Source organism: Paenibacillus terrisolis, assembly GCF_056171975.1.
This window is the reverse complement of the sequence record NZ_JBKFGG010000009.1, coordinates 123454-145828: the sequence shown is the minus strand read 5'-3', so window position 1 is coordinate 145828 and position 22375 is coordinate 123454. Positions and strand designations below refer to the sequence as shown.

Annotated in this window: 21 protein-coding genes; 17 read left to right on the top strand and 4 right to left on the bottom strand. The window is 54.4% G+C overall.

The features are described 5' to 3' along the window. Window positions 1-213 precede the first annotated feature (213 nt). Genes ACI48K_RS11410 through ACI48K_RS11400 form a run of 3 tightly spaced genes read left to right on the top strand, consistent with a single transcriptional unit; the run spans window position 214 to window position 3273 of the window. The gene (locus tag ACI48K_RS11410; protein ID WP_475027724.1) at window positions 214-819 is read left to right on the top strand and encodes an ECF transporter S component; all 606 of its coding nucleotides are present in this window, start codon (window positions 214-216) and stop codon (window positions 817-819) included. After that, window positions 812-2476, top strand: a complete 1665-nt coding sequence (locus ACI48K_RS11405) for an ABC transporter ATP-binding protein (protein WP_475027723.1) — start codon at window positions 812-814, stop codon at window positions 2474-2476. The genes ACI48K_RS11410 and ACI48K_RS11405 overlap by 8 nt, the downstream gene beginning before the upstream one ends. Then, window positions 2473-3273, top strand: a complete 801-nt coding sequence (locus ACI48K_RS11400) for an energy-coupling factor transporter transmembrane component T family protein (RefSeq protein ID WP_475027722.1) — start codon at window positions 2473-2475, stop codon at window positions 3271-3273. Before ACI48K_RS11405 ends, ACI48K_RS11400 begins: the two co-directional genes overlap by 4 nt. Before the next feature lie 65 nt (window positions 3274-3338). Here ACI48K_RS11400 and ACI48K_RS11395 read toward each other — a convergent pair whose 3' ends face one another. The 3 genes from ACI48K_RS11395 to ACI48K_RS11385 form a co-directional block, all read right to left on the bottom strand. After that, window positions 3339-5210: a M56 family metallopeptidase gene (locus tag ACI48K_RS11395; RefSeq protein WP_475027721.1), complete on the bottom strand. Its 1872-nt coding sequence runs from the start codon at window positions 5208-5210 to the stop codon at window positions 3339-3341. Between the two features lie 13 nt (window positions 5211-5223). Then, on the bottom strand, window positions 5224-5583 hold the full coding sequence (locus ACI48K_RS11390; RefSeq protein ID WP_475027720.1) for a BlaI/MecI/CopY family transcriptional regulator: 360 nt from the start codon (window positions 5581-5583) through the stop codon (window positions 5224-5226). Between the two features lie 1331 nt (window positions 5584-6914). Next, window positions 6915-8042: a YheC/YheD family endospore coat-associated protein gene (locus tag ACI48K_RS11385; protein ID WP_475027719.1), complete on the bottom strand. Its 1128-nt coding sequence runs from the start codon at window positions 8040-8042 to the stop codon at window positions 6915-6917. Window positions 8043-8253: 211 nt separating this feature from the next. Between ACI48K_RS11385 and ACI48K_RS11380 the strand changes: the two genes are divergently transcribed. Then, a complete protein-coding gene (locus ACI48K_RS11380) occupies window positions 8254-9426 on the top strand; it encodes a glycosyltransferase family 4 protein (RefSeq protein ID WP_475027718.1) in 1173 nt (390 codons plus the stop codon). A gap of 68 nt (window positions 9427-9494) precedes the next feature. Here the strand turns inward: ACI48K_RS11380 and ACI48K_RS11375 are convergent, their stop codons facing one another. Then, the gene (locus ACI48K_RS11375) at window positions 9495-10451 is read right to left on the bottom strand and encodes a radical SAM protein (RefSeq protein ID WP_475027717.1); all 957 of its coding nucleotides are present in this window, start codon (window positions 10449-10451) and stop codon (window positions 9495-9497) included. 311 nt (window positions 10452-10762) lie between these two features. On the opposite strand from ACI48K_RS11375, the gene ACI48K_RS11370 reads away from it, so the two are divergent. From ACI48K_RS11370 to ACI48K_RS11310, 13 genes are all read left to right on the top strand, one after another. Continuing rightward, on the top strand, window positions 10763-11602 hold the full coding sequence (locus ACI48K_RS11370; protein ID WP_475027716.1) for a glycosyltransferase family 2 protein: 840 nt from the start codon (window positions 10763-10765) through the stop codon (window positions 11600-11602). A 5-nt stretch (window positions 11603-11607) separates the two neighbouring features. Beyond that, window positions 11608-12729 (top strand): glycosyltransferase family 2 protein, encoded by a 1122-nt coding sequence (locus ACI48K_RS11365; RefSeq protein WP_475027715.1) that lies wholly within the window; start codon window positions 11608-11610, stop codon window positions 12727-12729. After that, window positions 12726-13478, top strand: coding sequence for a glycosyltransferase family 2 protein (locus ACI48K_RS11360; protein WP_475027714.1), 753 nt, complete (start codon window positions 12726-12728; stop codon window positions 13476-13478). Before ACI48K_RS11365 ends, ACI48K_RS11360 begins: the two co-directional genes overlap by 4 nt. Window positions 13479-13504: 26 nt before the next feature. Further along, complete coding sequence (locus ACI48K_RS11355) at window positions 13505-14236, top strand: sugar phosphate nucleotidyltransferase (RefSeq protein WP_475027713.1); 732 nt, start codon at window positions 13505-13507, stop codon at window positions 14234-14236. Between the two features lie 47 nt (window positions 14237-14283). After that, window positions 14284-15405, top strand: coding sequence for a GT-D fold domain-containing protein (locus ACI48K_RS11350; protein WP_475027712.1), 1122 nt, complete (start codon window positions 14284-14286; stop codon window positions 15403-15405). A gap of 33 nt (window positions 15406-15438) precedes the next feature. After that, window positions 15439-16803 carry a glycosyltransferase family 2 protein gene (locus ACI48K_RS11345; RefSeq protein WP_475027711.1) on the top strand — a complete coding sequence of 455 codons (1365 nt, stop codon included), beginning with the start codon at window positions 15439-15441 and terminating at the stop codon, window positions 16801-16803. Window positions 16804-16892: 89 nt separating this feature from the next. Continuing rightward, window positions 16893-17180, top strand: coding sequence for a nucleoside-diphosphate sugar epimerase (locus ACI48K_RS11340; protein WP_475027710.1), 288 nt, complete (start codon window positions 16893-16895; stop codon window positions 17178-17180). Window positions 17181-17206: 26 nt separating this feature from the next. Continuing rightward, the gene (locus ACI48K_RS11335) at window positions 17207-17560 is read left to right on the top strand and encodes an alpha-helical endospore appendage domain-containing protein (protein ID WP_475027709.1); all 354 of its coding nucleotides are present in this window, start codon (window positions 17207-17209) and stop codon (window positions 17558-17560) included. Next, complete coding sequence (locus tag ACI48K_RS11330) at window positions 17557-17898, top strand: hypothetical protein (RefSeq protein ID WP_475027708.1); 342 nt, start codon at window positions 17557-17559, stop codon at window positions 17896-17898. Before ACI48K_RS11335 ends, ACI48K_RS11330 begins: the two co-directional genes overlap by 4 nt. Next, window positions 17861-18265, top strand: coding sequence for a hypothetical protein (locus ACI48K_RS11325; protein WP_475027707.1), 405 nt, complete (start codon window positions 17861-17863; stop codon window positions 18263-18265). The genes ACI48K_RS11330 and ACI48K_RS11325 overlap by 38 nt, the downstream gene beginning before the upstream one ends. A gap of 234 nt (window positions 18266-18499) precedes the next feature. Then, window positions 18500-19594 (top strand): CgeB family protein, encoded by a 1095-nt coding sequence (locus ACI48K_RS11320; protein ID WP_475027706.1) that lies wholly within the window; start codon window positions 18500-18502, stop codon window positions 19592-19594. A 157-nt stretch (window positions 19595-19751) separates the two neighbouring features. Next, complete coding sequence (locus ACI48K_RS11315; protein WP_475027705.1) at window positions 19752-20870, top strand: CgeB family protein; 1119 nt, start codon at window positions 19752-19754, stop codon at window positions 20868-20870. A gap of 43 nt (window positions 20871-20913) precedes the next feature. Next, complete coding sequence (locus tag ACI48K_RS11310; RefSeq protein WP_475027704.1) at window positions 20914-22356, top strand: glycosyltransferase family 4 protein; 1443 nt, start codon at window positions 20914-20916, stop codon at window positions 22354-22356. Window positions 22357-22375 lie beyond the last annotated feature (19 nt).

Genomic DNA, 22375 nt, shown 5'->3' with positions numbered 1-22375 from the left:
ACAATCGCATAGGGATACGGGGGCTTGAGGGCAATCAGGCTGAGATGGCAGCATTTATCCGCTGCGGACCGTTAATCTGAACTGGATAATGCCAGCGTAGAGAATCGAATGTCCGGGAGTTTTTTTGTTTCCCCGTGGACCTTGCCGACGTCTGAGCATTCAGGCGTTTTTTTATTTTTACGATACCATTTTTAATGCAAAGGGGAGATTGATATGCAAGAAACGGCAAAAAAACAAGGCAGCCGCGGACTGAAGCTGAGCGACTTGCTGGTTACGGTGCTGATAGCGGTAGTGCTCGGGGTGGTCTATCATTTCTGGAGCTCCGTTTACAATCTGGTTTCGCCGCTGTTCCCGCAGGCCGATGAGCTCGTTTACGGCATGTGGTTCCTTGCGGCTACGCTGGTCTTTCTGTTGATTCGCAAACCCGGCGTGGCGCTCATTGCCGAAATCGCCGCCGCCCATGTGGAAATTCTGTTCGGCAGCGAATGGGGCATTCAGCTCGTCATGTACAGCGTGCTGCAGGGTCTCGGAGCCGAATTGGTGTTTGCCGCTTTCCGGTACCGGAAATATTCAGGTTCCGTCGCCGCGCTCGCCGGAATTGGGGCCGCGCTTGGCTCGCTCATTCCAGACATCTATTACGGTTATGTTCAGGATTACGAGACATGGCTGCTGATTTCCAAATACACCGTGCGTGCGTTAAGCTCAGCGTTGATTTGCGGCTATTTGGCTTATGGGCTTGCCAAGGCGGTGGAAGCGACCGGCGTAACCAGCTTGCTGCGGCCTGTAGAAGCCAAAGACTATGAGGCGCTGAATGACTAATCAGATGCCGGGGAGCGCTCTTCCGGCCACGGCGGCCAAAGCGGCGTTGAATGGCCCTGCTGCGGGCATAGAACTGCGCGAGAGAAGCGAGGGCGTTTCAATTGAAGGAGTACCGTTGCCCGCCGCCGAGGTCCGCGATCTCCGGCTGAAATTTCCCGGCGAAAGCCGGTTTGTGTTCAAAGATCTTTCACTTACGATTCGGCGGGGAGACAAGGTTCTTCTTCTTGGCCCTAGCGGAAGCGGCAAATCGACACTGCTGCAGGTATTGTCCGGCATGATTCCGGACTTGGTCGAGGTTCCGATGCGCTGCTCGGAGAAAGTTCTCCCGGCTTCATGGGGGCTGCTGTTCCAGGATCCGGACACGCAATTTTGCATGCCTTATGTTGATGAGGAATTGGCGTTTGTGCTGGAGAACCTTGGCGTTCCCCGGACGGAAATGACGGCTCGCATGGAGCGGGCGTTAGATATGGTGGGTCTCATGCTGGATTCCCTGCATGTTCCGGTGGATTCCCTTTCCCAAGGTATGAAGCAGCGGCTTGCGCTTGCCTCCGTTCTGCTTAGCGATCCCGAGGTTCTGTTCCTCGACGAGCCTTCCGCTTTGCTTGACCCGGAGGGAAGGGAACAAATCTGGCAAGCGGTCGGCCGAGTTGCGGAGCATCGCACGCTGGTCATCGTGGAGCATCGGCTCGAGGAACTGCTTGCTCTGAAACTGATCGACAGCGTCATCCTGTTTGGTCCGGATGGAAGTCTGCTCGGGCAAGGCTCCCCGGAACGGATTTTTGCCGAATTTCACCGGGAACTGAAAGAATACGGCATATGGTATCCCGGCGTGTGGGAGGACTTTTTTGCTTCGCCGCAAGGGAAGGAATTGATCGAGCCGGCGGCAGTGTGTTCTTCATCGGCCGTTTCGGCTGGAGCAGTCATTGATCTCACCGATTTCCGCGGTCTGCGATACGGCAAACCGGTCATCGAGGCGGATCGGGCCGAAATCAAGCCGGGCGATTTCATTGCGTTGACGGGGCCTAACGGCGCGGGGAAAAGCTCGCTGCTCCTCAGCTTCATGGGGCTGCTGGCGACAGAGGGGAAATATGCGCTGCGGGGGACTCCGGTGAGGGCGGGCAAAGTCCGGCGCGACCGGACCCGGCAAGCCGCACGTGAGATCGGATTCGTCTTCCAGAATCCGGAATTTCAATTTATCGCCGACCAGGTTGGCGAGGAAATCGCGTTTTCCCTGCGGGCCGACGGTTTCAGCGCGGAGGAAGCGGCGGAAAAAGTGGCCGATATTTTGCAAAAATTCGGCCTTCAAGGCTATGAGCGGCGCCACCCTTATCAGCTGTCGCTCGGGCAGAAACGGCGGTTAAGCGTCGCCGGCGCGTCGGTTCGGGAGCTTCCGGTGCTGCTTCTGGATGAACCGACCTTCGGTCAGGACGCGGTCAACACCTTCGCGATTTTGCGGCTGTGCGAGGAATTGCGGCGAGCCGGAACGGCGATCGTGATGGTGACGCATGAAGAAATCATCGCGGAAAAGGTAGCAACGCAGCGCTGGGAAGTGGCAAACGGGAGGCTCATTTCCCGGGAGTTTACGAAGCGGGGCATAGTCATGGCCGAGTCCGCGATGGCATATGCGGCCACCCATGAAGGAGGCGAGGCGCGATGAAACAATTTTTGGCTCCGCGCTTTCGAACTTGGCTGCATCGGGCGAATCCGGCCTGCAAGCTGGCGATCATCGTGCTGTTTTTCATCATAACGCTGTTTACGCATCAGCTTGATTTTATGTTTTATCAGGCCATGCTTTTTATCGTACTGTTGTTTGCCTTAAGCGGGTATGCTCCCTGGAAGGTGAGCATCATCGTTCTGACGTTTGTTTTCGTATTTTTGTCTTCCTCGGCGACGATGATTATGTTCGGCAAAGGCGACCACCTTTGGTGGTCCTGGGGACTCATCCGTATTTCGGAGGAAAGCTTCTTTCGCGGCGTCCATGTCGGCTTGAAGTCGGTAACGTTTGCGGCGGAGGGTCTACTGTTCGTGCTCACCACGTCTTCGGTAGCGCTGTTTTATTCGCTGATGCAGCAGGTAAAGCTCCCGCCCAAATACGCTTATAGTTTCATGGCTTCGATCCGGCTGCTGCCGATGGTTTGGGAGGAACTGCAGATCCGCCGGAATGCGCTTCGCATACGCGGGTTCCGAAGCCCCCGCGGAATCCGGGGACTGGCCGTGCAGGTGAAAATGTACGCCGTGCCGCTGCTTTCGCAGAGCATCCGCCGCGCGCACCGGATCGCGGTCGCGATGGAAGCCAAAGCGTTCGACAGCAAAAAAGCGCGGACATTTTATTATCCTTCCGCCTATTCGCGTTATGATCTGCTGGTCATTCTGTTGCTGGCCGGAGCCATAACGGCTGCTTTCACGCTCGCGCAGCATTTTCCGCCGTTTGGCATTTCGGATGTGAGGTATTGAAGGAGACGGTACAGGCGAAAAGCGTACCGCCTCCTTGCTTTTTAGGATTATTCTTTTTCTTATGGTTAGGGCTGTGTGAATAGCTTGATTACGTTGTTTGCTTCTTGCCGAGTCAAGTTACCTGCCTCAACCAGCTTTTCGCAGTATGCTTTTACGGCTGACAATCGTTCTTCCTTCGTCGCAAATGTGCCGAGATCCTTAGCATCACCGTTGCTAAAAGACAATTTGGCGGAATACAAAGCGGAAGAAGGCGCGGAAGAGTTGAGAACAAATCCGGTTGAAGAGGCTTTCGAAGGCGGATCCGATGGATTATAGCTCATCCCTAAGCTCTCGTCTCCATTGACCGATTTGGATATCTTCGTTCCATTTTTGATGTCCTGCAAGATTTGCTCATACATTTGAATGGTCTTATCGACCTTTTCCTGAGTCCAGACATACCAACCCTCGGATGGGCTCCATCCCTTTCCCCCGATTGCCTTTTTCAAGTCTATCTTTTCCTGATCCAGCCACGTTTTGTACTCATCATAGGTATACCACTCAATACTGTCATTGACTGGAGCCGCTGAGTCGCTCGAATAGGAAAATGCTGCGTTGCCGGAGAGGCCCAATTCCTTCTTCCTTTTATCCGTTTCCTTCTGAGCGGCTTCTTTTTCCAACGATTTCGCGTCAAATTGCTTTTGATTGAGCTGTTTGATTCCAGCCAACTTACCATCCTCATAAACGGCATATATGTCCACACTGCCATCTGGCATGGACTGGCCTACTCCGGCGCGTTCATCGTAAAAATCGCGCACCTCTTTGTTTCGAAAGAACAGCTTACCGGTATCTTCATCGTATTTAAGCCCAAAAGGAGCATAGACCTCCAGTATTTTTTTACGTTCGGCGCTATGTTCTTTTTCCGTCGATCCTTGAGCTTGGGAACCGTTTTCCGTCGCCATGGAAACGGAAGAGACATCGGAAGCGGATTTAGCCGCAGTTGTTGCAAATGCGCCCGCTGTGCCTACAACCAGAACAACCGCAAGCAAGACCTTTCGGAGCGTGAATTTTTTCATTTTCATAATCGCCAGAATCCTTTCCTCAATCGCGTTTTTGCCGAAATGATTAGCAATAGGAGTCAGAGTGCTCCTTTTTTCCTCCATGTCGATCAGCGTAATGGCATAGCCGGATTTTGCGGCTTCTCCAAATGTCTTCACCACCGTTTCATCGCAGGCTAACTCGAGATCCCGGTTCGCAAGAACGTACATAACCCACACAAGGGGGTTAAACCAGTGCACACATAAAACGCATATCAATATCAGCTTCGTCAGTGTGTCGAAACGCCGGATATGCACAAATTCATGAGTAAGCACGTACCTCAAACCGGTTTCATCCGTCCAGTCGGTCGTTTTCGGTAGAAGGACCACGGGCCGGAAAACCCCGTAGGTCAGCGGGGTTGAGATTTTATCCGATTGCCTGATTTGTACGGAACGGTGCATGGGATGCTCGCGCAAATAATCGGCGGCAAAATCACTGTCAACGGGCAGGGAAGTCTGAAATTCTCTTCGGCATTTGATGTAAATCGCGATGAAAAACAATACGCAAGCGCATAAACCGGCCAGCCAAATGAGAGCGGCGGGAGAAATGGAAGCCCCTGCCTCTCCAATACCGGCGCCAGCGGCACTTTCCGTACTTTGCTGTGCGAATGAAATGGGGCTGTTGGATGCAGCAATCGGAGCTGTAAGCGCCGTTGGTTCCGCAAAAGAATGTGCGAGCAGATCAAGAGCGGTGTAAAAACTGAAACGCGACGGGACCCAAAACGGAATAAGCAGGCGACAAATCACAATGGCCCAAAGAACAAGAAACGTTTTTTTCGGCAGCTTATACAGCGCAAGGGCGCGAACAATCACAACGCCTGCTATGAGGACTGCCCCCGAAAAGCTCATTTGCATCACTTGCATAGCAACGACCACCTCATTTTAAATCTTTAACCAACTGCTTCAGCCGTTCGATTTCCTTTGCTGACAGCTTCTTGCTGCCCAGAAGCGAGGCAAACAGCAGATCGGTGGAGCCGTCAAAGACTTTATTGATCAGCTCAGCAGTTTCTTGTTCCTGAACCTGCTCTTTTGTGATCAAAGCATGACACACAAAATTGGGTTCCGTACGTTCGATTGCCCCCTTGCCGATGCATCTTTTGATAAGGGTATACGTAGTGTTCATGTTCCAGCCAACTTGCTCCTTGAGCATGTCGGAAATTTCTTTAGCGGTCGTATCTCCTTTTTTCCAGAGAACATCCATCACTTTTAATTCGGAATCAAACAGTTTGATTTCCATGGCAAATCTCCTTATAAACTACTGCAGTAGTTTTGTCGACACAACCATACTACCGCAGTAGTGCCAAGATGTAAATACTACTCCAGTAGTCTGGAATGGCGAAGCCTCCGCCGGCTTGCTGACGGCTCTCTTCCAAACAACAAAAAAACAAGCGAGTGGCCCAAAAGCAAGTGGCTCTTTGGACGAGCCGCTTGCTTAGCTGAAAATGGAACTAAAAGTGAAAAAAACGGCGGCGCCAGGGAGCTATCCCTGCATCATCGTTTCATTCTTTTGATTCTATGGCCGCTTTCTCAAGCAAATGGCGGCAAATTGTCGGGTAGGTGCCGGGCCAGTGAAAGCGATTCGATCTCTAGGCTTGCTTTCGGCAAGCTTCAAAGCAGCAAATGCCGGAATCCTAGCTTGCCCTTGATGCACGGCGCAGCGTGCAGGACAGATACGCATGCTACTGCGGGGGGATCCTAGCGAAACGCCGATCCGAGGAGCCGCGCCTCGCTGCGGGCCGGTCAGTCGGAGCGAGTCTTGGCATCAAGGATGGGGGCTCGTACGTAATCGGCGTGCAGCCCATCTGCTCCGGGAACGGCATACTTCAACGGGGCGTGGGCGGCGGGCATTGAGCGGGGCCGGCCTAGCCTGGAATAAACTATAACCAGCAAACGGCAATTTTGCGAATAGAGGCATAAAATGGCCTTATTTCGCTCCGAAACCGCGTTTTCCCGAAAATAGCGGTACAAAATGGTTTTATTTTCGATAAAACGGCTAGACTTGAGGAGAAAAGGACTCCTTCTGAAGAAATAAGACCCCAAAACGGTGCTATTTATGCAAAAAAGGGGCCGTCCAGTGGAGATAGGGCCATAAAATTCCGTTATTTTAAGTGGCAGAACTGGCGAGGGGGAATTGGAACGGTTAAAGGCAGGCGAATTTTCCCAATGACTTTCTGGCTGCCAGTTCCCTGAAGTCACACGAGTCACATTATTCACACGAGTAACTTGAAGCCCGGCTTTATCCTATCCCGTTTCCCGTAAGCTAAAGAACCGAGAGGGACTGGCCAAAATGTGTTCCAATGGAATAAGGGTGTCCCCAAAGTCATCGTAGATGACAGAGGAGCACCCTTTTTAGCCTGGTGATCGGGTAGCTTTCCCTTGCCCACAATCTGCTTAAGAAGGCAGCGGGGGATGCAAAAAACCAGAAAGTTAAATTACTTTTTTTGGAAAGGTGTACCGACTGGAATTTAGCTGAATATTTTACAATTAGCGCAAGTTGAATGAATATCGGAAGCTTGGCTTCGCCGGTGCATCGCTTTGGTCTTATCGCCCTCGAGGGCGGAAGTCCGGCTATTGCGCGGTTCTCCGGTTTTTGCGCGTTAAGGCCACTTGAGCCGGACAGTCCAACAAATAGCGGGCAAAGGCCATCGGCTGGCGGTAGGCATTCAGCCAGACTTCCGTCATTTCGGCTTTGCGGAAACCGTAACGCTGATCACGTCCGTTGGCTTCGATGAAATAGGGCCGGCCGACCTTGGTCAGTCCAATATCGATGCCTAAGTCGCCAAGCAGCGGCAAAGCGGTCGATAGTTGGCGGCACACGGCCAGCGCCAGAGCCTCGACCTGGGCGATTGCGGGCCGGACGAGGCGCGGCGGAAGCACTATGGCAAGCAAGGGAGCCGCCGGAAACGCCTCCCCGCCCTTGCCGATGTTGGAGACAAAGCCGCCTTGCGGGGCGGCTTTGGCAAACAGCCCGGTGATGCTCCACTCACCGCTGATCCCGCGCTGCACGGTGACGCGAAGATCGAGAGGCCGGGAATCGTATTCGGCAAGCGGGATCCGTTCCTGAACGAGATAAGGAGTACGATGAAACAGGCGGCGGGTCCAGGCTGGAAGCTCTCCCTGCCGCAGAAGCATGGTACTCCATTCGTTTTTTTCGGAAGAAGACGGGAAAACAAGCTCCCATCCCTGTTCCGTTTGACGCAGTCGCATAATTCCTTGTCCCACGGAGCCTCGAATCGGTTTCAGAATCAAGTCGGGGTATTTGGCCATCATCTTCCGCAAAGCATCCGAATTGGCGGGAGCCGTTACCGGAAGATAGCTGCGCAGATGGGACGTATTCCACAACAACCGGTGAATAACGTCCTTCCCGTAACGGTTGTTGACATTAAAAACGGTCATTCCCTGGGAGATCAGGTCGTGAATTTTCCGGTGCGCCGAGGGTTCGGGATATAAGCCGCGGTTATGAATAATGGACGGAATCGGAATGGTCTTTTTCACGTAATCCGGTCCGTTAAGCATGTAAGCGACAGCTGTTCCCTGCTTCAGATCGATGTCGCTCAGGCGCAGAAAACAAGGAGTCAAATCGTACCGCCGCGCCGCTTCCTCATAATTAGAGATCGATTCCTGGCCGGTTTTTCGCTGCGGGATGCCGCGGTACATGTTGGAGTTCAGCAGAATACCGACATGGTCCTGCCCCATAGATGTTCCTCCTTCCCGTGCTTCTTCCTCCAATTTATGTTTCCACGGCCAAAAAGAGTGGACGACTGTTCTGCGGCAGCAGCCTGTTTTCGGGCCATCGACCTGAAAGGGCAGCCTTAAGCCGGCTCTTCCAGTCACATTTGTCAGGCCATGATCGTATATTTAAGGTATCATGAACCCGTCATGGGGAAGGGAGGGGGGCTTTTATACGATGGAACGGAAAAAGGTAGCGGTGATCACCCCGGGATCCTTCGTCATTCCTTCAGGGCGAAGCAGTTCTGTAGAAAGAGTTATCGAAAAAGTAGTTCCGCTTGCGGCGGATCGATTGGAGATTCGGATTTTTGGACGGGCAGACGCTGAGCTGCCGGCGCTGGGGATGATCGGCCGAGTTCCATGCTACCGGATGCCCGGCGGCCATTTATATCAAGAATCGATCCTCCGCCATCTTCGCAAATGGAGGCCGGATACGGTTGACGTGCACAACAGGCCCTTGCTGGCCATGCGGCTCAAAAGCCGGCTTCGCCTTGCGCGCGTGCTGCTGACGCTTCATTCAACTACGTTTATTTCCCCTTCCTGTCATCCGGAAACGAGCATGCAGCGAATGCTTCAAAGCGTCGATGGATTGATCGTCAACAGCGAGTTTTTAAAAGACGAAATCAAAGCCAGGTTTCCCGCTTTATCGGTACCGATGTTCGTCAACCCGCTCGGTGTAAGCCTGGAGGATTTCGTCCCCCGCTGGACGCCTTTCGGAGAGGCGCTTCGTCAGGCCCGGCTTGCCGACTTTGGCTGGGAGGGACGGAAAATCATCCTGTTCGTCGGACGGTTGCTTCCCTCCAAGGGCGTTCATCACATGCTGTCCGCCATGCGGCCGGTGCTCGAAAAGGAACCGGCCGCGATGCTGGTGATCGTAGGAAGCTCTTTTTACGGCGCCAACCGGGAAACGGAATATGTGCGCAGGCTGAAAGCCATGGCGGATCCCTACAAGGACCGGGTTGCTTTTCTGCCGTTTACGCCGTACCCCAGGATCGCCGATTGGTATAACTTGGCCGATTGCCTGGTTGTCCCTTCCGGCGATGAAGAGGCGTTTGGCCTGGTCAATGTCGAGGCCATGGCTGCGGCGGTTCCGGTGGTGGCGGCCGAGGTCGGAGGAATTCCCGAAATCGTGGCCGACGGGCGCTCCGGGTTTCTTTTGCCATCGGAGGGGCTTGAAAATGGCTTGGCGGACCGGGTGCTTTATTTGCTGCAGCATGAGGAAGAGCGAAAGATCATGGGGCGCACGGGCAGAGAGCTGGCGCGCAGCCGTTTTCGCTGGCAGCATACGGCGGAACGTTGGGTTGAACTGATGAGGAGAAGCGAGGACGTTCCCGCGGGACGCAAATTATAAAAGAAACAGCAAAGCTGTGCCCTAATGTCATGAGCATCATGACGCAAGGCACAGCTTTTTTTGCGGCGTTAGGAATTTGATTTTTCCGGAAATAAAGCATCCAGCGCCGGACATGGCTCGGTATCGAGAAAATGCTTCAGCTCCGCCGGCATATTTGTAAAAATGTCTTTAAGCGAGGTTCCATTATAAATATTGCCGATTACGACGGGATAACACAGCTCGGAAATGAGAATATCCCCGTTGCCGTGCAGATGCAGCTGCTTTTTCCCTTCGATGCAGTGGGAGAAATGGACGCCGGGTTGCTCTTTGAATCCCAACTCTTCGGCGAACCGGTCCATGCAGGTAAAATAAATCGTGGAATCCTCCCGTCTGTAGGAGATCAACTCCTGTACGGCTTGCTTTAATTGCTCCCGGGCGGCAATGGCTTTCCAGCCGCTGTGTTCCATCACGATGCTGTTTTGGATTTCATGCGTCCGCACGCCGAGCTGGTATACGTGGTCGGAGATTTCCCGCAGGCGATGCTGCGTTTCTTCGAAGAGCAGCGTTTCCAGCACCGTATCGATGGACGATTGGGCGCAATAGGCGATATTTTCACGGATTTTCGGATACACGCTGGGGTGAAGATGGTAATATCGCGCAAATTCCTCGGCCGACGTGAAATTAAACGAAATATGTATGTTCGTTAAGCCCGCTTCGGCCAATTGATCGATCCTTTCAGGCGAGAGCAGGCTGGCATTGGAATTGAGCTGCATGCCGATCCCGTTCTCCGCGCAGTACTTGACGATCTCCAGACAGTCCTGGAATTTGAGGGTCACTTCTCCCCCGGACAGCCGAACTCTGCGGATCGACGGGATTTCCTTCAGCACGCGGACAACTTCCTTGCCTTCAATGCTGTTGCCGTCGTTTCTTTTATAAGCGCAGCAGTAATCGCACCTGAAATTGCAGCTGGAAGTAACGCCTACCTCAAGCGCCTCCAGTTCATAGGTTTCCGGCTTATTCAGCTCCAGAAATTTATATTTCTCCATTTTAAATAATTGCCCCCTGATCATACATCTGAGTTAGTACAACGATAAAAGCCCGGTCTAGTGATTATAAATGTTTTGGATGCACACGTTTTATGACTTTTTTAACTCGGGAATGGAAGGAAGATTGAATTGTACATAACCCGGTATCCAGGAAAATAGCATGATTCCGTTGAAGTACGGATTAATCCATTTGGCAAACTTGCGGAGCCGGGCAAACGTGGACATACGGTACGTTTGCCGTTGCAACGCTCCGCTTGGCACATAAACTGTGGTATATGCTCCGGAACATCATGATCTGGGAGGTTGTGCCTGTGGTTAGAAAACGCATTATCCGCAGACGCCGAAACCGCAGAACGGTTCGCCGGAAGGCGCCCATGCCGCTGGTGGTGAATCATCCCGAACCGGTCGTCTCCATCATCATTCCGGCCATGAATGAAATTGCCACGCTTCCGGGAGTTCTGCGCGAAGCCTCGCGCGTGCATCCCCGCAGCGAAACGATCGTCGTGGCCAACGGTTCGACCGACGGATCCGCCGAGCTTGCCGAAGCTTGCGGTGCGCGGCTCATCCGCGTTCCGGAACCGCTGGGGCACGACGTGGGAAGACGCGTCGGAGCGGAAGCCGCTGCAGGTTCGGTGCTGTTGTTTATGGATGCCGACATGGTCATTCCGGCCAAGGAGCTTCGTCCGTTCGTAGAGGCGGTGCTGTCGGGAGTGGATGTCGCGCTGAACTCGTATCCCGGCCCGGTAGGCAAAAAGGAGACACATCCGGTCGTTTTGGCGAAACATGTTCTAAACACGCTACTGCGGCGATCCGATCTGCAGGGGGCTTCCTTGACGGCCGTTCCGCACGCCATCAGCCGCCGGGCTCTCGGCGTCGTCGGCGCATCGGCTCTGGAGGTCCCGCCTTTGGCGCAGGCCAAAGCGGTGCTGTCGGGACTTCGCGTGCAGGCCGTTCATATGGTGCCGGTAGGCAGGATGAACCCGATTCGGCGCGGAGGCAGAAAGAAGGAAGAAAGCGGCAAATTGAGCAAGGACCCGCTGGCATCCCTGGTGACGGGCGACCATCTGGAAGCCGTTCACTGGCTCATCCGCGAGCATGGGCCGCGCGGCGGTTACGAGGATTTAGGACGCATGCGCGGCAGGGTGAGGTGATGAAAATGAGAGACAAAGCGAATGAAAAAAGACGAAGAAGCGGAAAAACCGTTTCTCCATTGCGATGGAACAGCTCAAGAAGATCCCGAAGCAAGGTCCGAAAGCCTCGGGTTCCCGTTACCTCGCGCGGCGCCGCGGGAAGCATGGCAAGAAGGCTTGAGCAGGTTGCGCTCAAAGCCGGCTTTCATGCGGCGGCCGAGGCCGAAACCGCAGCGTTGTCTGCGGAACATCTGCAGCAGAGCTTTCGAAGCTGGTATGGCGGCCATGCGCCGGAAGGCTTGGAGGTTTCGGCTGTGCTGCAGCTTGCGTTTGCTCATCGGCTGGGATATGCGCTGGCTTCCGGGATGCAGGCGGATCTCGAATTTATTCCGCTGCCGATCCGGGGGAAGGCCAGCGCCGTCGTGACGGCCAGCAACGAAGAGCAAACGCTGCCGCTCGTGCTAAGCGAACTGCGGAAGCTGCCGCTCGGCGAAATCATCGTTGTTCTCAACGGATGCACCGATGACAGTTATGCGTCGGTGCATCGGGACGCCCGAACCATGGTACTCAGCTTTCCCGAGCGCTTGGGGCATGACGTAGGAAGAGCGCTTGGCGCTGCGGCAGCCACGGGGGATATTCTCTTATTTACGGATGGAGATATCGTGATTAACGCGGAGCAATTGGCCGCTTTTCTCATCGCCGTCGATCGGGGAACGGACCTTGCGCTGAACGATTTATCCCCGCATCTACCCGCATTTTCCCGACAGGATGAAGTGACGCGCTGCAAGGCGTTTTTGAATCTGGCGCTAGGCCGGCCCGATTTGCGGGCCAATTCGCTGACCGCCGTGCCGCACGCCATGTCCCGTAAGGCTGTGTCCGCAATCGGGACAAGGGCCCTCATCGTTCCGCCCAAAGCGCAGGCGCTCGCCATGGCAAGCGGACTGTCGGTGAGCGCCCCCTATTCCGTGGACGTGGTCCGGAACAACCGGATCCGCAGCGGGAACAACGGTCCCGAGAATTCCGTTGCCCGGCTTATTGTCGGCGATCATGTGGAGGCGCTCGGTGAGGTGATGGGCCTGGAAGGCGTTCGGCTGCGGTTCGTTACGCTGCCCCGCAGTCAGCTTGCGAAAGTGAGGAATGCCCATTGAACGGGTTCGGATTAACCAGCATCATTATTCCAACGTATAACGGCTTTCATTTGCTTAAGCCTTGCATTGAGGCGATTCGCCGCCATACGGAGACGCCCTACGAAATTATCGTCGTCGATAACGGATCCGGCGACGGGACGGCGGCGTATTGCTTACAGGAGCGGCTGATTCTCGTGTCACTGCCCCAAAACGCCGGATTTCCGGTTGCCTGCAACCGCGGATTGTCCGTGGCTTCGGGAGAACAGCTGCTGCTATTGAACAATGACGTGATCGTCTCGCCAAGATGGCTGACGAATATGCTGCATGCTCTTGCGAGCTCCGGAGACATCGGCTTCGTGGGGCCGGTAACGAATTACGCGAGCGGCCGCCAGCAGGTGGAACTTGAGTGTCCTGCGGGCGAAGAGTTTACCCGATTCGCGGAACGCTTTAACGGTTCCTCGCCGGACCCGAAGAAATGGCAAGAGGTCAGCAGGCTGATCGGGCTGTGCTTGTTGTTCAAACGTGAGGTGCTGACAAGAATCGGATTTTTGGACGAACGGTATTCACCCGGGCACTACGAGGATGACGATTATTGCTACCGGGCTAGATTGCATGGTTACCGGCTGCTCATTTGCGGAGATACGTTTGTTTATCATGCGGGGAGTTCCAGCTTCAAAGCGAGCTACCCCGAAGGGTGGGAGTCGCTGATTACGCGGAACCATAGATTGTTCATCGAAAAATGGGGAGTGGATCCCCGGCAATTCATATAGTTTACCAACACTTGGGGGGAGAGCTCATGAAAGGTGTGATTTTGGCGGGAGGCACCGGAACGCGTCTATACCCGCTAACCCGATTGATCAATAAACATCTGCTTCCGGTCGGGAAACATCCGATGGTTAGTTATGGGATAGAACGGCTGCGTCAAGCCGGAATCACGGATATTATCATGGTGATCGGAAAACAGTCTGCGGGGCTTTACACGGATTATTTCGGAAGCGGCGATCATTTCGGCGTAAAACTGACGTATCGCGTCCAGGAGTCGGCCGGCGGGATCGCCGAGGCGCTGGAGCTTGCCGAAGGACTGATCCCGCCCGGAGAAAGATTTATCGTCCTGCTCGGCGACAATTTGTTTCTGGACGATTTGACGTCTTATGCGGAACGGTTTATGAGTCAGCCGCCGGGAAGCGCCAGAATCATGCTGAAACCGGTGGAGAATCCCAAAAGGTACGGAGTCCCGGTGTTCGACAAAAACAATCCCGACCTGATTTCTTACATTGAGGAAAAACCGCAAAAACCGAAATCGGACTTTGCCGTGACCGGAATTTATATGTACGATACCGCGGTGTTTGAGCTGATTCGGGGAATTGGCCGGTCAGCCCGGGGAGAACTTGAAATTACGGACGTCAACAACAGGTATGCGCAAAACGGCAAACTGGAATATGACGTGCTTGAACTGTGGTGGGGAGATGCCGGGACGTTTGAGTCTTTACAGGAGGCCGGAGTCCACATGAGAGGCGTACTTCCGTAAGCATTAAAAGCAGGTTCTCTCGGCGAAAGAGTGGGGGAGGTGGATTTATGGCGGTCAGGAGCAAATTAAATCGCCCTGTTCACCCGTCGCGGACAGCGAAGCGCAGAGCCAAGCGCTACTACAGGGAAGCGGCGAATCGGGCGAGCCAAAGAACAGCCTTCCGCCGGGCTTCCCGGCCGTCTGGCCGGAGAGCCCGGCGGAAGGCGGCGAGCCTCATGTTGGTCCGGGAAAAGAAACGATCCGCCGAAAAAGCGAAAGAGGCGCTTCCGGTTGCGGCGGAGGCGGCGCAGCATAGGCTTTCCATGCCGGGCGCCGGTGAAACGGCAGCCATGGAACGGTCCGCCGCCTTTGAAGAAGGCTACCGGCAGGGACTTTTTGAAGGCGGCGAAGCCAAGCTGGGGCGGCTGATACCCGCCTACTCGATTTTGCCTGAACTTGTGGTGGATGACGTCATTAACGCAGGTTTTCGTACCGCTTCGGGCTTACTGCATCCGCTGCTTAGACCGGATGCCGTATATGCGATCATGGACGAAGCGCTGCGGAACAAGATCCCGCTGTCGGTCGTCCGTTTGGGCGACGGGGAACTGCTGGCTCTTGCCCACGATACGGTGCTTCCCGTGGGGCAAGCCATGCGCTGGGGAGCTTTTCTTCCGTATGCCGGTATCCATCTGCCGGATCCCGCGGCCCGCGATACCTTAGCCTGGGCCGTCCGCGCCGCGAATATCGTCGGAGTTCCGGAGTCTCGGCATCCGTCCTACCAAGGGCTGCTGTTCCCCGTACTCAAGCATTACGGGATCGATTACCGGACGCTCAGGCTGACATCTTCCACGATCAATTATTCGCTCAATACGGAGGGTTACCTCGTCAGGCTGCTCACCGGACGCAAAGTGCTGATCGCGGGGAACGAAGCTCCGGGATTGGCCGCTTTTATGGCTCAGCGAGGGATTCAAATCTCGGGGATCGTCGGACCTGTGAACGGCGTGCATGATATACCGCGCATCATGGGCGAAGTCGCCGGTTTGGATTTCGAACTCGCGCTTGTGGCGGCAGGCATCCCCGCCGTTATTCTCTGCGCTCGCATCGCGGCCGAGCTTGGCAGGGTGGCGCTGGATTTTGGCCATCTGGCCGATAAACTGGTTGGCGGAGAGCTGGAGCTGTTGCCGGGATGATCATCAGCTTGCCCTATCAGGAGGTGCAGTCGGATGTTACAGAATAAAAGCGATAAAAAGAAACCCCGCGGGCGCGAAGCTGCAAAACGTCAGCATCGTGAGCGGTCGAAGCCCCGCGAATACCAAAAGGGTTACGAAACCGGATATGAACGGGGGACGCTTGCGGCAAAACGTTCCTTTGGCGTCTGGTTTGAGGGGACCAGTATCATCATTCCCACATACAACCAGAAGGAGCTGCTGCTCCGGTGCCTGCAAAGCATCGAGGCTCACACCGATTCCCCTTACGAAATCATCGTCGTGGACAACGGTTCCGGGGACGGTACCGTTGAGGAATTGCGAAAACGGCACGGAACGGTCCGAATTGCGGCGCATCCCGAGAACCTTGGTTTTGCCAGGGCCGTGAATACGGGACTTATGATGGCCAGAGGCCGCCATATCGTGCTGATGAATAACGATGTGCTGGTGACCGAACGCTGGCTAAGCCAACTGCTGCAATGCCTGCGGACTTATCCGGGAGCGTCGGCCGTCGGACCGGTAACGAATTATATCAGCGGAGAACAGTTAATTCCCGTTCCATACGAGGATGTTGCGGATATGCCGAAATTCGCTGCGGCTTACAACGTTTCGGATGCGGGGAAATGGCGGGAGACGGACCGTCTTGTCGGCTTCTGCCTTCTTTTTCCCCGCAGCGTCTTTGAGCAAATCGGTTACTTTGACGAAGGGTATGCCATTGGAAATTTCGAGGATGACGATTGGGTGCTTCGGCTTCGTTTCCAAGGCAAAAAAATGATCATTGCCGGAGACACGTTTATTCACCATTTCGGCAGCATGACGATGAAGGGCTTGGGCGCCCAGGGCTTTATTGAGGTCAATGAACGCAATCAGATGTTTTTTAGCGGCAAATGGGGAGAGCCTTACCGGCTGCTTCCGCGAATTCAAGCCTTCCCCAGTCCGGAAATTCGCAAGTCCGCGGATTTTTGCCCCACGCATGTCTGGGTCAAGGCATGGTCGGGAAAAGTCTATCGGATTGAGCACGGGATAAAATATCCATACGACGGAAATGGCAGTCGGAATGCGGCGGAAAGTCCGGCGGACCCGGTCCGGCTATCGGTAATCGATTTACTGCAGTTCCCGACCGGGGGCGAACGGACAGGGTCTTTTGTTTTCGGGCAGGGTACTCCCGCCGCTGAAACATGGGAAGGAAAGGTACTCCGGGACGAGAACGGCCGCCTATACCAGCTCGACCGGGGAAATCGTCGGGAAATCGTCTCGAATTATGCCTGCTTGTCATGGGGATTGAAAATACCGGATGAGATTACTCCGAGATCCGAGATTGAGAGCCATCCGGAGGGACTTCCAATTCTGCCGCCGCCGCGGATTCTCTCGGAAGATTTATAAAGCGTTCCGGAAGGAACGGAGGTTTCGGCTCCGGCATATGTTAGAAGCAGGGCAACACCCAAGATGACCAGTTAGGAGGAGGAATCCGGGTGGACCAGCAAATTTCCGAAATGATCGTCCACATGTCGAACTCCCACCAGCAAATGGCAAGGGTAATCGATGCCGAGCGCCAGGTTGCCGTGCGCATGGCGCAAATCGTGCACGCCATTCCAGATGCCGAACCCGCTTTTGAGGGAATGAGCGGGTTGCTCGAAAATTCGGGCCGGATCAACAAAAGCGTCATTTCTTATTTAAACGCGATCGCTGATCTTCAGGAGGCGATGGCGGAAAATCTGGGCCTTGTGATCAAGGAATTGAGAGTCCAAGAAGAAGAGTAGCTCGAAAGAAGCGGGGATGATTAGACATGAGCAGGGACCAGGCCTATCTGCACATGCTGGATGCGGCCGCCAAAATACAGTGGAACGTAGCGATGATTCTGGAGGCCAAAGCGGTTGAAAGCGAAAAGGTGCGCAACTGGATATTGAATCATGTGGTCTCAGGCAGCTATCAGGACCACGAAAAGCAGCTGTCCGACCCGCTTGACGTTCATGACCAGATCGTTGAGATGGTTGAAGGGTTGACCAAGCTCCAGAACGGGCTGACGAGCAATCTGAAAACCGTTTTGGACACGGGGGCCGAGGAACTCGGCGGAGACGGGGGCGGTTTTGGCGGGATGTTCGGCGGAGGCGGATTCGATCTGGAGGGCGCCGACAAATGAGCCGGCATTTCGAAGCCGAAGAAGCCGTCAAGCTTCGGTTCATCGACTCCATCAGCCGGAGCCAGACCGCGATGGCCCGCATTTTGGAAAGTCTGGCCGACGTGTCGGAGCATTCGGGAGAGACGGCCAGGCATTTGGCTCAAAATATCCGGATTTTGACCCATCACCAGGATGCGATGGCCCGCGCTTTATACGGGATTCATTTGCATCGGGTTTATTATGGAACTCCTTCATCGCCATGGATTACGAATTCATGTTATTCGGCATACGATGCGGCCCAAGGAGAACAGGAGGATCGACATGACAAAAACGAAAACCCGGCGCAGCCGCCGGCTTAAGACCGGTTCGATCAGAAAGGCCCGGCGGAAGCTTCGGGGAACGGGTAAACTTCGCAAGTCCCGGCTGGGCAAAAAACGCAAGCTGAGCCTTGTGCGCGGAAGGTCACGGCAAGCTCGGAGAAAGAAAGGAATAGGAAGCGCCGGCCGGCGCCGGCGAGTGCGCCGCAGCCGCCGCGGACGGCGAGTGAGCAGAGCGGTGAATTTCGAAGCCGTTCCCGTACCGGACGCCGTAAGTACCGACGTGGCTCAGGATGCGACGTCCGCCTATGATCATGCTTACAATGAGGCTTATCAAGAAGGGTTTAATTCGGGTTTTGCCCAAGGCTTTGAAGACGGCCATAAACTGGCCTATAAAGAGCAACGGTAGCATTCATCATAGATTCATAGATTTCTTTGCCCCTGTTTTCCGGCTTATCGGCCGGGATGCAGGGGCTTTTTACATTGGCCGAATAATGGCCGAAAGCCGCCTGTGCCAAGGGGGAAGCCTAGTACGAAAAGGCGGCATTCGCCAATTTATACAACCTCCGGGTAGTCGTCCATGATGCACGTGCCCCCTCAGCATATATTTATACAGACCCAGGAAATCACAAAAAAAGATAGGATGAAGGCCTTGAAGAACAAGCGGGACATTTCCTCAGATGAAGGTTACCGGTCCGGATACAGTGAGGGTTACCGCTATGGGGGATGCCAGGCGGTTCTTGAACGCATTCCGTCTTCCGCGCCTCCCCGGTTTGACAAGCGGGTTCTGTACATTCCCCAAGGATTTGAGGCGATCGACGGCGGAGTCTCCGCTGCGCTTAAGGAAATGGCGGGTGAATGCCGGGTGGCATCACCGGATTCCATGCTAAGCGAGGCGAAAAGCTTTCGTCCCGACCTGGTGCTGGTCATGAACGCGCTGCATGTCTTTCCTGCCGATCATGCGGAGCAGATTGCCCAAATTCGGAAAATGGACATCCGCACAGCGGTTTGGTTTGTCGATGACCCTTATTTTACGGACGATACCTTCCCTCTATCCCTCCGCTACGATGTGGTGTTCACCCATGAACTGGAATGCGTACCGCTTTATAAGTCTTTAGGCGCAAACCAAGTTTATTATCTGCCGCTTGCGGCCGATATGACTAAGTTCCGCCCAATAAAGACCGGACCCCAATATCAATACGATATTTGTTTTATCGGGAACGCCTTTTGGAACCGTGTAGGACTGTTCGATACCCTGGCTTCATTTTTGCAGAACAAAAATGTGTTGATCGCCGGAGGGAATTGGGACCGCTTGGCCAATTACAGCCGATTAACGGAAATGATACGAAGCGGCTGGATTCCGGTGGAAGAGACGGTGTCCTATTATAACGGAGCCAAAATCGTAATCAATGTTCATCGGCCCACAACGGCAGGGCTCGATAATCGCAACGGGAGGGATATCACCGGAGGATCCATCAACCCCAGGACCTATGAGATCTCAGCCTGCGGGGCGTTCCAGATCACGGATGTCCGAAAAGATCTGACGACATATTACCGGCCGGGCTACGACATCGAAACGTTTAGCGACGCTTCCGATCTGGAGCAAAAAATCGACTATTATCTGAATCATGAGGAAGAGCGGCAGGAGATAGCATGGCGTTCTCTTTGGACGACTCGCCGCGACCATAACTATGCGGATCGGGTTGGAAGGCTGCTCGCCGCCGTTTTTAAGGATTGAACCCATCTATATAAGTTGAACCAATGAAAAAGTAACTCGGCAAGAGTGTGAAATGTTCCGGCAGAAACGGCATCGAAAGAACATTTGGCACGGCTGGCCACTATACGTATTCAAACTTCGGTTCAATTTATATAAGGACTAAAGAAGGAGTGACGGTATGTTGACAATTCAACCGGTCATGGAGAATCAGGTGTCCGATCCTGCAAAAGACGGACGGAATGCGGGGCTAAGAGACGGCTACGACGAGGGATATCTGCGGGGCCGGGCCAGCGCTATCGTTCAGAAGGGCCAGCCGCCGCGGCCTGTCCGGAACCTGAAAGTGCTGTATGTCGGGTCCGGCAAAGGATTTCCTTATTCTCCGATAGATGAGGCTATTACGGCAACTTTACGCACTTTGGTGACCGATCTGACGGTTCATGATCCAGGTCTGCCCTTCACCGAGACGGCGGCTTCGGTCCGGCCCGATCTTGTGATTGTGCTTGACGGTATGGAAAGGCCGGTAGAAGAGGTCGATTATGTTCGTTCGCTTGGAATCCCGGTCGCCGTCTGGCTGACGGACGATCCTTACTACACGGATTTAACGATCGGCATGGCGACCCATTACGATTTCGTATTCACTTTAGAACGAAACTGCGTGGATCTTTACCGGGCGGCCGGCTGCGGAAACGTGCATTATTTGCCTTTTGCCGCTTACACCGAACATTACCGCCCAACCCTGTCGCTCTCCCCGGTTCGCCGTAATCTCAGCTTTATCGGTTCGGCTTACTGGAACCGGGTTCATTTCCTGCAGCCGATTATCGGCGGCTTGATGGACCGCGGGCTGATCATTAACGGAATATGGTGGGATCGGCTTCCCGAGTTTGAAGCTTACCACAACCAAATCGAGCTTGGTAAATGGATGGGGCCGGCCGAAACGGCGGAAGTATACAGCGGTACGAAAATCATTTTGAACTTGCACCGCTCCCCGTTCGAGGATTCGGTCAACAACAACGCGGCCGGCATTTTGGCGGCTTCGCCGAATCCGCGGACCTTCGAAATTTCCGCCTGCGCTACGCTGCAGTTGGTCGATGCTCGCGATGATTTGGCGACGTTCTATACTCCGGGCGAAGAAATCGAAACGTTCACTTCTCCGGAAGAATTGATGGATAAGGTCAACTTCTATTTAACTCATGAAAAAGAAAGACGGGAGATCGCCCTCCGCGCTTTGGCGAGAACTTATCGGGACCATACGTACAGCAACCGTCTCGACGAAATGCTTCGCCATATTTTCGGGTAAATCCCAAAGAGGCTGATCTTCCAATACGGAGGTGAGATTTGCGATGCCGGAACGGAAGAGGCTGATGCTGTTTTCCCATGTCAGCAATATCAAAAACATTACGGGCGCCGAGAAGCTGCTGCTTTTTCTGGCCAGAAGGCTCTCCGGTCAATTCGATTGCACGATTGTGGCTCCACATCATGGCAGACTAACCCGCATGGCCCGAGAAAATGGCCTTCGGGCCGTTATCAGGGACATTCCTTTGCTTTATGGCATGTGTTTGCCTTATGAAGGCTTGAGCAGGGACGCCGATGCCATGCTGAGAAGCAGGGCCACCGCTCAAACCGTAAGCTTTCTCCGGGAAGAACGGCCGGATTACGTTTTTGTGAACACGAGCGTTAACGTGATTCCGGCCATGGCGGCCAAGCAGTTGGGCATTCCCGTCCTCTGGCATATTACCGAAATTGTGGCGGAAAACGAACACACCGGTCAATCGGTGGGGGTAATCGATCGGTACAGCGACCTCGTCGTAGGTATTTCCAAGGCCGGATTGGCTCCTTTTGAGGGCACGCCGGCGGAGGGGAAGCTGAGCCTGCTTTATCCTTCATGGAACCAGGAGGAGTTTCACCCGTCTTTGTGGCCGTCATTAAGAAGACAAAAGCGTTGGGAATGGGGTATACGGCCTGAAGAGCGGGTAGTCGGTTATATATCTTCCTTTCTGTTTCCCCAGAAGGGACCGGACCATTTTATCGAGGCGGCTGCAGCGGAACAGGGCCATCCGGACACCCGCTATGTTGTGATCGGCGGTGAATTGGATCACGACTTTTATCAATCCCTGAAAAAGAAAGCTAAGGGTTCCGGACGCCGGATCATGTTCGCCGATCATCAGGAAAATATTGAAGCGGCCTACTGCGCGATGGATATGGTGGTCATCCCCAGTCTGGTGAGCGAAGGCTTCGGGATGACCGCGATGGAAGCGATGATTTTCGGCAAGCCGGTTGCGGCATACGCTTCCGGGGGGCTTAAAGAAATTCTGGAGCTTACGGGAAACGGGAATTATTTGGCCAAAACGGGAGAAGCCGGTGAACTTGCCGCCAAAATATCGGAGCTTCTGGCGTCCCCGGAAACGATGGAAAGCATAGGAGCGGCGAACCGGGAGAGAGTGGAAGCGGCTTTTGGCCCTTCCACTTACGCGGAGCGCTTTGACGATATGGTGAACCGCTTGCTTCAGCTCGCTCCCGGACCCGAGATCCTCCCGGCGATATCGGCTGTAGAGGAGCAGCAGCCCGATTTGCCGGAGCAGCCGGCGGTCCGGGGAATGAAACGGGGAATGAAGCGAAGAAACAAGCGAAGAACCGGCTTTAAACGGCGTGTTCCCATCCGGTCCGGGAAGAGGAGGTCACGGACTAGAACGAAAAAGGAACGTTTACCCCGGAAGGCGGCCCGGTCCGGAAGACAAAGAACGCGCCGGCGTTTGGCGGCTTCCCGCAAGAGATCCGTGAAATAACATCATTTGCCAAGGGGTG

Excerpts from the sequence above, each read along its gene's own strand:
- ACI48K_RS11345 (WP_475027711.1), top strand. The coding sequence starts at position 15,439 with ATGTTACAGAATAAAAGCGATAAAAAGAAACCCCGCGGGCGCGAAGCT.
- ACI48K_RS11325 (WP_475027707.1), top strand. The coding sequence starts at position 17,861 with ATGACAAAAACGAAAACCCGGCGCAGCCGCCGGCTTAAGACCGGTTCG.
- ACI48K_RS11365 (WP_475027715.1), top strand. The coding sequence starts at position 11,608 with ATGAGAGACAAAGCGAATGAAAAAAGACGAAGAAGCGGAAAAACCGTT.
- ACI48K_RS11400 (WP_475027722.1), top strand. The coding sequence starts at position 2,473 with ATGAAACAATTTTTGGCTCCGCGCTTTCGAACTTGGCTGCATCGGGCG.
- ACI48K_RS11380 (WP_475027718.1), top strand. The coding sequence starts at position 8,254 with ATGGAACGGAAAAAGGTAGCGGTGATCACCCCGGGATCCTTCGTCATT.
- ACI48K_RS11395 (WP_475027721.1), bottom strand. The coding sequence starts at position 5,210 with ATGCAAGTGATGCAAATGAGCTTTTCGGGGGCAGTCCTCATAGCAGGC.
- ACI48K_RS11315 (WP_475027705.1), top strand. The coding sequence starts at position 19,752 with ATGTTGACAATTCAACCGGTCATGGAGAATCAGGTGTCCGATCCTGCA.
- ACI48K_RS11330 (WP_475027708.1), top strand. The coding sequence starts at position 17,557 with ATGAGCCGGCATTTCGAAGCCGAAGAAGCCGTCAAGCTTCGGTTCATC.
- ACI48K_RS11355 (WP_475027713.1), top strand. The coding sequence starts at position 13,505 with ATGAAAGGTGTGATTTTGGCGGGAGGCACCGGAACGCGTCTATACCCG.
- ACI48K_RS11310 (WP_475027704.1), top strand. The coding sequence starts at position 20,914 with ATGCCGGAACGGAAGAGGCTGATGCTGTTTTCCCATGTCAGCAATATC.
- ACI48K_RS11375 (WP_475027717.1), bottom strand. The coding sequence starts at position 10,451 with ATGGAGAAATATAAATTTCTGGAGCTGAATAAGCCGGAAACCTATGAA.
- ACI48K_RS11350 (WP_475027712.1), top strand. The coding sequence starts at position 14,284 with ATGGCGGTCAGGAGCAAATTAAATCGCCCTGTTCACCCGTCGCGGACA.
- ACI48K_RS11405 (WP_475027723.1), top strand. The coding sequence starts at position 812 with ATGACTAATCAGATGCCGGGGAGCGCTCTTCCGGCCACGGCGGCCAAA.
- ACI48K_RS11410 (WP_475027724.1), top strand. The coding sequence starts at position 214 with ATGCAAGAAACGGCAAAAAAACAAGGCAGCCGCGGACTGAAGCTGAGC.
- ACI48K_RS11320 (WP_475027706.1), top strand. The coding sequence starts at position 18,500 with ATGAAGGCCTTGAAGAACAAGCGGGACATTTCCTCAGATGAAGGTTAC.
- ACI48K_RS11385 (WP_475027719.1), bottom strand. The coding sequence starts at position 8,042 with ATGGGGCAGGACCATGTCGGTATTCTGCTGAACTCCAACATGTACCGC.
- ACI48K_RS11390 (WP_475027720.1), bottom strand. The coding sequence starts at position 5,583 with ATGGAAATCAAACTGTTTGATTCCGAATTAAAAGTGATGGATGTTCTC.
- ACI48K_RS11335 (WP_475027709.1), top strand. The coding sequence starts at position 17,207 with ATGAGCAGGGACCAGGCCTATCTGCACATGCTGGATGCGGCCGCCAAA.